We start from the raw sequence: 7,226 nt of genomic DNA, 5'->3' as shown, positions 1-7,226 counted from the left end.
GTCTCCGGCCCCGGAGGACCGGCCCGGGCGAACCGGGGTCAGGCAGCCGGGGTCAGCACCCACAGGCGGTGGTCCCAGCCGATGTCGCGGCACGCGCGCACCGTCAGCCCGGCGCGCTCCGCCAGCGCGGTCACGTCCTTCACCGGGCGCAGCCCGGAGCCGAACGCCGCCGTGAGCCGCAGGTGGTGCAGGACCGCGTCGATGTCGTCCGGGTCCGCCGCCTCCACCTGCTCGACCAGCACCAAAGTGCCATCGGCCGGCAGCGCGGCCGCCGCCTCGGTGAGCGTCAGCACGGCGTCCTCGTCCGGAAGCCACTCCAGCAGCCGGCAGAGCAGCAGCGTCCCGGCACCCGACGGCACCGGATGGGACTGCGCCACGAGCTCCACCCGGGGCAGCACCTCGGGATCGAGGATCTGTCCGCCGACGACGCCCAGCACCGACGGCAGGGCGGCGAGCCGCACCCGCAGCCCGGGGAACTCCTTGACCAGTGCGTTGACGACCGTACCGGCGCCGTTGCCCGACGCACCGAGGACGCCCACCGCCGACCAGTCGTAGGCACCGGCGACCCCGGAGGAGACCCAGCGCGCCTCGTCCTCGATCGCGGCACGGGCCGAACCGCCGAGGCGCACATCGGTCCGCAGCGCCTCGGCCAGGGTCTCGCCGGACGACGTCCGGCAGCCGTTCGCGCCCGAACACAGCCGCTCGGCGAGACCCGCCAGCGACAGGTCGAAGGCGGCCTGGGCGCCGCGCAGGTCGTACTCCTCCAACGAATGGTCGTCCTCGACGAGTTCCTCGCCCACCGGCGTCAGCCGGTACCCGTCGCCGGACACCTCGAACACCTCGATCTCCACGAGGTACTTCAGCAGCGCCCCCAGCGTGCGCGGTTCGGTACCGCTGCGCCGCGCCAGCTCCGCCGGCTCCCGTACGCCCTGGTAGACGAGGTCGACCAGGCCCAGGGTGACGGCCACGCGGATCGCCAGCCCGGGGGCCAGGTCGGTCAGTTCGTGGAGCCGCTCGTGCGCGTCCTCGCCCTCCAGGACGTCCGGGTCGGCGGGCTCGGCGAGGCCGGGCGCCACCTCGGCCCGGCGCCAGTAACCGGTGATGTGCGTCTGCTCGCGCGCAACGCCCCGGTCCACCGACAGGTGCCGCCGGATGCCCTTGAGGGTGACGGCCTCCCCGGCAGCCCAGACGAACACCGTGCCCGGCAGCCATTCCATGTCCCGCACCGCGCGCTCCAGCAGATCGCTGCGCCCGGCCGGAACACCACCGCGCACCAGCCAGGTGACCTCGGCATCGGCCCGCGTCGGCAGCTCCTGGCGGTGGCTGTCCTCGCCGACCTCGACGAACACCCGAGCGCGGGTCCCCTCGGACATTTCCGCCAGCCAGCGGCCGATCGCGGGCAGCGCCGTCTCGTCGCCGATCACCAGCAGCCAGTCCGCCCCCTCGGGGTGACTGTGCGACATCTTCGGCCCGGCGATCCACGTCACCTGGCCCGGAGCGGCCTGCTGCGCCCAGGACGAGGCGATCCCGCCCTCGTGCCGGACGAAGTCGAAGTCGATCTCCCCGGCCACCGGGTCGAACCGCACCGGCGTGTAGTCCTTGGAGATCGGACGGCCGTCCGAGGGCCAGTCCAGGCTGCTCACGTTCTGCCGGGGCAGCACCGGCTCCCGGCCCTCCTCGGCGAAGAAGAACTTCACGTGGTCGTCGAAGCCCTCGGTACGCAGCGCCGGGAGGGAGAGTCCCGCGTGGTCGAAGGCGTGCAGCTGAGGCCCGCCGAGGGTCACCCGCCGCATCCCGGGCGTGACGTCCGAGACGCGCAACACCGTCAGCTCCCTGAGCACGATGGGGAAGGTGACGACCGAGCGGGGACTACGGGTGGACATCTGACTGCTCCTTCACATCCGGCCGGCAGATCCCGGCTGCGGCCACGCTACGTCGCCCGGAGCGCGCCGCATCCAACCCGCGGACCACGGCACTGACACCCCGCGCGCAATCCGGACGCCCGGACCCCGGCCCGGCCCCGAGGCCCGCGCCCGGCACCACGGGGACCGGGCCGGGGCGCCGGGACGGGCGAGGCCCGCCTCCCACGGGAGACGGGCCTCGGTGTACGCCGGGTGACGGCGGCGGCTACTGGCCGGCGACGGCCTTCGCGAGGAGCGGGGTGAGCTGCTCGACCACCCACGGGGCGCTCAGCGCGTCCGGGTAGGCGATGGCCGAGGAGAGGGAGTTCTCCGAGGGGATGACCGTGAAGTGCTTGGTCTTCACCGCGTTCAGCGACTGGAAGAGCTTGTTGGACTCCAGCTCGGTCGCGCTGATCACGCCGCGGTCACCGAAGGGGTAGGTGACCAGGAGGACGTCGGCGTCGAGCTGGTCGAGGTTCTCCAGGCTCACCGCGTTCTTGTTCGGCGCGTAGTTCTTCGCCTTGTCGGTCTTGGTGAAGCCGAGCTTCTCGAAGACGCCCGGGTCCTGGTCGGCGTAGGACATGAAGCTGACCTGCTCGGGGTGGACGACCGTGTAGGTGTACGTCTTGCCCTTGAACTCCGGGTGCGCGGCGGCGGCGTCCGTCGTGGCCTTCTCGTTCGCGGCGATGACCTCGTCCGCCTTGGCGCTCAGACCCAGGGCCTTGGCGGCCGTCTTCAGCCGGTCCTGCCAGGTGAGGGTGTCGGCGTGCGCCTTGTCGGCGAAGGTGACCACCGGAGCGATCGGCTGCAGCTTGGCGTAGTCGGCGTCCATCTCCCAGGTGTTCATGCCGAGGATGACGTCGGGGGCCTCGGCCGCGATGGCCTCGTAGGCGGTGCCGTCGCTGTCGTCGTACGTCTTCAGCTTGCCCGCGCCCAGCTTGTCGATGGCGCGCTGCTTGTACTCGGGCACCTTGCCGCCGTCCTCGACGTCCGGGGTGATCACCGGGACGATGCCGAGGGCCAGCGCGATGGCGGTGTCGCCGTCGGAGACGGTGGCGACCTTCACCGGCTTCTTCTTGACCTCGCTCCTGCCCCACGCGTTGGTGAGCGGGACGGGGAAGCCGGCGGACACGTCGGCCCCGGCGGCGGCCGGCTTGTCCTTGGCGGCGGTCGAGTCGTCGCTGCACGCGGTGAGCAGGCCGAGGCAGGCGGCGGCCGCGGTGAGGGCGGCGAGGGCGCGGGCCGGGCGGCGGCGCGTTCTGTTGAGCACGGACATGGTGGTGGTTCTCCTATGCGGGGGTACGACGGCCCAGGGGGAAGATCTGGGGCCGGCCTGAGCGGGGATGGGGGACGACGAGACAGTCCAGGCCGAACACCTCGGCCACGGTCTGCTCGGTGAGGACCTCTTCGGGGGTGCCCCGGCGCACGATCCGGCCGTCGCGCATGGCGACGATCGTCGAGGCGTACAGGGCAGCCTGGTTGAGGTCGTGGGACACCAGCACGATCGTCTTGCCGGCCTGCTCGTTGAGGTCGGCGAGGAGGTCCATGACCTCGATCTGGTGGGCGATGTCCAAGTAGGTCGTGGGTTCGTCCAGGAGCAGCGTGGGTGTGTCCTGGGCGAGTGCGAGGGCGATCCACACGCGCTGGCGCTGGCCGCCGGAGAGCTGGTCGACCGGGCGGTCGATCAGCTCGGCCGTGCCGGTCGCCGTCAGGGCGTCCGCGATGACCTCGTCGTCGGCGGCGGTGCGCCGCTGTCCGAACCGGCGGTGCGGATGGCGCCCGCGCCAGACGAGGTCGCCGACGGTGATGGACTCGGGGGCGATCGGCGACTGCGGCAGGATGCCCAGGCGCCGGGCCACCTCGCGGGTGGACAGGGAGTGGATGTCCTGTCCCTCGAGGAGGACGGAGCCGGCCGCGACGGGCAGCAGCCGGGCGACCGACTTCAACAGGGTGGACTTGCCGCAGGCGTTCGGGCCGACCAGCGCGGTGATCCTGCCGGGCTCGATCCCGAGGGACAGCTCCTCGATGATCGGCTTGCGGTGGTATCCGGCGCTGACGCCGCGGGCTTCGAGCCGGAAACCGGCGTCGGGGGAGGCGAGTACGGGTCGTGCGCTCATGCGGTGGCTCCTTGGCCGCGCCGGAGGATCAGCCAGACGAAGTAGGGGGCGCCGAGCAGCGCCGTGAGGACGCCCGTCGGTACCGGGCTGATCACCGGACCGTGCTGGGCGAGGACATCGGCGGCGAGGACGATGACGGCCCCGATCGGGACGGCCAGGGCGACGGACCGGTCGGCGCCGACCAGCCGGACCGCGATGGGCCCGCTGATCAGCGAGACGAAACCGATCGGGCCCGTGACGCTGGTGGCGAGGGCGGCGGCCGCCGCCCCGACCAGCAGGGTCGCGATCCGAGCGGCGCCCACCCGGGTGCCCAGTCCCAGGGCGAGCTGGTCGCCGAGGGCCATGCTGCCCAGGGAGCGGTGCAGCAGCGCGGTGCACAGCCCGCACACGGCGAGCGCCCCCGCCAGCGTGGAAACCCCGTCCCAGGTGGCGTCGTTGACGCTGCCGACCAGCCAGCGCATCACCTGTGCGATCCCGTGCTGCCCGGCCACCGTGAACAGGTAGTTCACGTAGGCGGTGCACACGGCGCTCAGGCCGATGCCCACGAGGACCATGCGGTACGTGTCCACGCTCCCGCAGCGCCTGCTCAGCGCGAGCACCGTCACCACGAGGGCGAAGGCCCCGCCGAGGCCGGCCAGGGCGGCCCCGAAGGGGACCGCCGGGGCGAACAGCAGCATCGTGGTGGCGCCGGCTCCGGCGCCCGCCGAGATGCCGACCATGTCCGGCGTGGCCAGCGGGTTGCGGATGAGCCGCTGGTACAGCGCGCCGGAGAGGCCGAAGAGCCCTCCGGCGAGCAGCGCCGCCAGTGCGCGCGGCATCCGGATGCGGAAGATGACGTAGTCGGCGAGTCCGGTGCGCATCCCGAAGGCGGCGGGCAGGATGTCGCCCGCCGGTATCCGCTCGACCCCGCCGAGCAGCACCGAGGTGACGAGCAGCGCGAGCAGCATCAAGGCGAGTACGCAGGCCACGAGCGCGGCCCGGCGGTTGCCCGCCCGGTGGGCGCCGCGCAGCCGTGCCACGGTGGCGGCCCGGTGTCCGGTCGTGGTGTCGCCGCAGCTCTCGTCGGGGGTCCGTGGCTCACGGGGCTGTGTCTCAGGGGCCTGTGGCCCACGGGCCTGTGTCCCGTGGCTCCGTGTCTCGTGGGTCTGTGGCATGTCACTCACATCCGGACCGGATCGCGGCGGCGCGCGAGCCACACGAAGAAGGGGGTGCCGACGAGGGCGGTCATCACCGACACCTGGATCTCGCCGTGGTCGATGACCAGCCGTCCCGCGGTGTCGGCCGCGACGAGCAGCACGGCCCCGCAGGCCATGGACAGCGGCAGCGACCAGCGGTGGTCCGCCCCCACGAGCATCCGGGCCGTGTGTGCGGCGATCAGTCCCACGAAGGCCACCGGCCCCACGGCCGCGGTGGCGGCCGCGCACAGCAGCACTGCCACGGCCGCACTGGCCAGCCGGGCTCGCTCCACCCGGATGCCGAGCCCGCGGGCGGTCTCGTCACCGAGGCTCAGCAGGTTCAGGGTGCGCCCGAACGGCAGCGCCAGCAGCAGGCCGGTGAGGGCGAACGGGAGTACCTGGCCCAGGAACTGGCCCCGGCCGGTGAGCTGGCCCACGGACCAGAAGCGCAGGTGGGCGTAGACGGCCTCGTCGCGCACCACGAGCAGGGTGATCAGCGAGGACATCACCGCTGCGACGGCGACGCCCGCGAGGACGAGGCCGATCGTGCTGCTGCCCGCGTTGGTGCGGGTCCCGATCAGGAAGACCAGGACGGCGGTCACCGCCGAGCCGGTCAGCGCCATCCAGAAGTAGCCCTGCACGCTCGACGCGTCGAGGAAGAGGATCCCGAGCACGACGAACACCGCCGCGCCCTGCTCCACGCCGAGGATGCCGGGCTCGGCCAGGGGGTTCATCGTCAGTGCCTGCATGATGAGCCCGGAGGCGCCCAGCGAGGCCCCGACGGTCAGGCCGAGCAGGGTGCGGGGGATCCGCTCGGTCCACAGGACGTCGCCGTTGTAGCCCTCCGCACCGGGGTGCAGCACGATCCGCACGATCTCCAGTGGAGAGATGTCACGCGCACCGAGGCCGATGCTCGCGACGGTCACGGCGGCCACCATCAGGCCGGCGAGCACCACGACCACCGTTGCGCGCGAGAAACGTGGCCTCGCGGGCGTCGGGGTCGGTGGTGCGGCCGGCGAAGCCGATTGCTTCATGGGTCTTCGGGTACTCCTCACCTGCTCAAGCTCGAAGTTAGGCTAGCCTTACCAAAGCGGGGTCCGGTCCAATGCCGGAGGCGAACCGCTCACAATCAGGGGTCAAGAACGCGGCCCCTGCCGTAGGGGGAGGATGTTGTGGCCGAGACGGGACTGCGCGGCGTGCGAGACGAGGAGACCCGGGCGGACTCCGTGCCCCTGGCCGATGACGACTTCATCGCCGAGGGCGGACACCCGTTGCACGTCCACGAGTTCCACCAGTTCCTGCACGTTCCGGTCGGCCGGATCGTGGTCAGCGCGCTCGGCCGGGACCACGAGCTGTCCGCGTCGGTGGCGCTGTGGATACCGGCGGGCATCGCGCACAGCGCACGGTTCGGAGCGGACTCCGTCATCGCCGCCGAGGCCTTCGACGCGGAGCTGTTCGAGCTGCCGTACCAGGACGTCACCACGATCAACATCACCGACGCGCAGCGCCGCCTGGTCCTCGGCCGGATGCGCAGCACCCGGGCCGAGGACGACGACCCGGAGGTCTTCGCCGCGCTGTCCGCCGGGCACCGCAACTGCCTTCCGCTGCCGCAGCCCACGAGCCACACCGCCGGCGCCGTGGCGCGGGAGCTGGCCCGCACCCCGAGCGACCCGCGCACCGCGACGGAGTGGGCGGAGAACCTCTACACGAGCTCGACCAGCCTGCGCCGGGCCTTCCGCGCGGAAACCGGGATGGCCTTCTCCGAATGGCGCACCCGGCTGCGGCTGAACCACTCGCTGAGCCTGCTGGAACAGGGCCAGTTGGTCAGCACCGTCGCCGCCCGGGTGGGATTCGTCAGCACCAACGGCTACATCCTGGCCTTCCGCCGCCACTTCGGGCAGACGCCCGGCGCCTACGTGCGCAGCTCGCTGGACAGGTCGGCCTAGGTGTATTGACCCGCAGCGTTGTTCACGCGGCTGATGGGTGGCTTGCCTGCGAGTGCGGTGTGGCAGCGGTGGTGGTTGTAGGTGTGG

The 7,226-nt window shown here is 72.3% G+C and carries 6 protein-coding genes; 1 reads left to right on the top strand and 5 read right to left on the bottom strand.

Annotated elements, in window-relative coordinates; translation table 11 throughout:
- Positions 1-38 precede the first annotated feature (38 nt).
- The 5 genes from ACWGE1_RS38945 to ACWGE1_RS38925 form a co-directional block, all read right to left on the bottom strand.
- Positions 39-1,883, bottom strand: coding sequence for an SIP domain-containing protein (locus tag ACWGE1_RS38945; protein ID WP_453425204.1), 1,845 nt, complete (start codon positions 1,881-1,883; stop codon positions 39-41).
- Positions 1,884-2,127: 244 nt separating this feature from the next.
- The gene (locus ACWGE1_RS38940) at positions 2,128-3,177 is read right to left on the bottom strand and encodes an ABC transporter substrate-binding protein (protein ID WP_453425203.1); all 1,050 of its coding nucleotides are present in this window, start codon (positions 3,175-3,177) and stop codon (positions 2,128-2,130) included.
- A gap of 13 nt (positions 3,178-3,190) precedes the next feature.
- Positions 3,191-4,018: an ABC transporter ATP-binding protein gene (locus ACWGE1_RS38935; RefSeq protein ID WP_453425202.1), complete on the bottom strand. Its 828-nt coding sequence runs from the start codon at positions 4,016-4,018 to the stop codon at positions 3,191-3,193.
- Positions 4,015-5,172 carry a FecCD family ABC transporter permease gene (locus ACWGE1_RS38930; protein WP_453425201.1) on the bottom strand — a complete coding sequence of 386 codons (1,158 nt, stop codon included), beginning with the start codon at positions 5,170-5,172 and terminating at the stop codon, positions 4,015-4,017. The genes ACWGE1_RS38935 and ACWGE1_RS38930 overlap by 4 nt, the downstream gene beginning before the upstream one ends.
- A 5-nt stretch (positions 5,173-5,177) precedes the next feature.
- On the bottom strand, positions 5,178-6,227 hold the full coding sequence (locus ACWGE1_RS38925; RefSeq protein WP_453425200.1) for a FecCD family ABC transporter permease: 1,050 nt from the start codon (positions 6,225-6,227) through the stop codon (positions 5,178-5,180).
- Between the two features lie 138 nt (positions 6,228-6,365).
- Here ACWGE1_RS38925 and ACWGE1_RS38920 point away from each other — a divergent pair, with 138 nt between their 5' ends.
- Positions 6,366-7,139, top strand: a complete 774-nt coding sequence (locus ACWGE1_RS38920) for an AraC family transcriptional regulator (protein WP_453425199.1) — start codon at positions 6,366-6,368, stop codon at positions 7,137-7,139.
- The last annotated feature ends 87 nt before the right edge of the window (positions 7,140-7,226 follow it).

The sequence above is a fragment of the Streptomyces sp. NPDC054932 genome (assembly GCF_053610205.1).
This window is presented reverse-complemented; position numbering and strand designations above follow the sequence as displayed.

Bases quoted from the DNA above. Each gene is read 5' to 3' on its own strand.
- ACWGE1_RS38945 (WP_453425204.1), bottom strand. From the start codon at position 1,883: ATGTCCACCCGTAGTCCCCGCTCGGTCGTCACCTTCCCCATCGTGCTC.
- ACWGE1_RS38930 (WP_453425201.1), bottom strand. From the start codon at position 5,172: ATGCCACAGACCCACGAGACACGGAGCCACGGGACACAGGCCCGTGGG.
- ACWGE1_RS38940 (WP_453425203.1), bottom strand. From the start codon at position 3,177: ATGTCCGTGCTCAACAGAACGCGCCGCCGCCCGGCCCGCGCCCTCGCC.
- ACWGE1_RS38925 (WP_453425200.1), bottom strand. From the start codon at position 6,227: ATGAAGCAATCGGCTTCGCCGGCCGCACCACCGACCCCGACGCCCGCG.
- ACWGE1_RS38935 (WP_453425202.1), bottom strand. From the start codon at position 4,018: ATGAGCGCACGACCCGTACTCGCCTCCCCCGACGCCGGTTTCCGGCTC.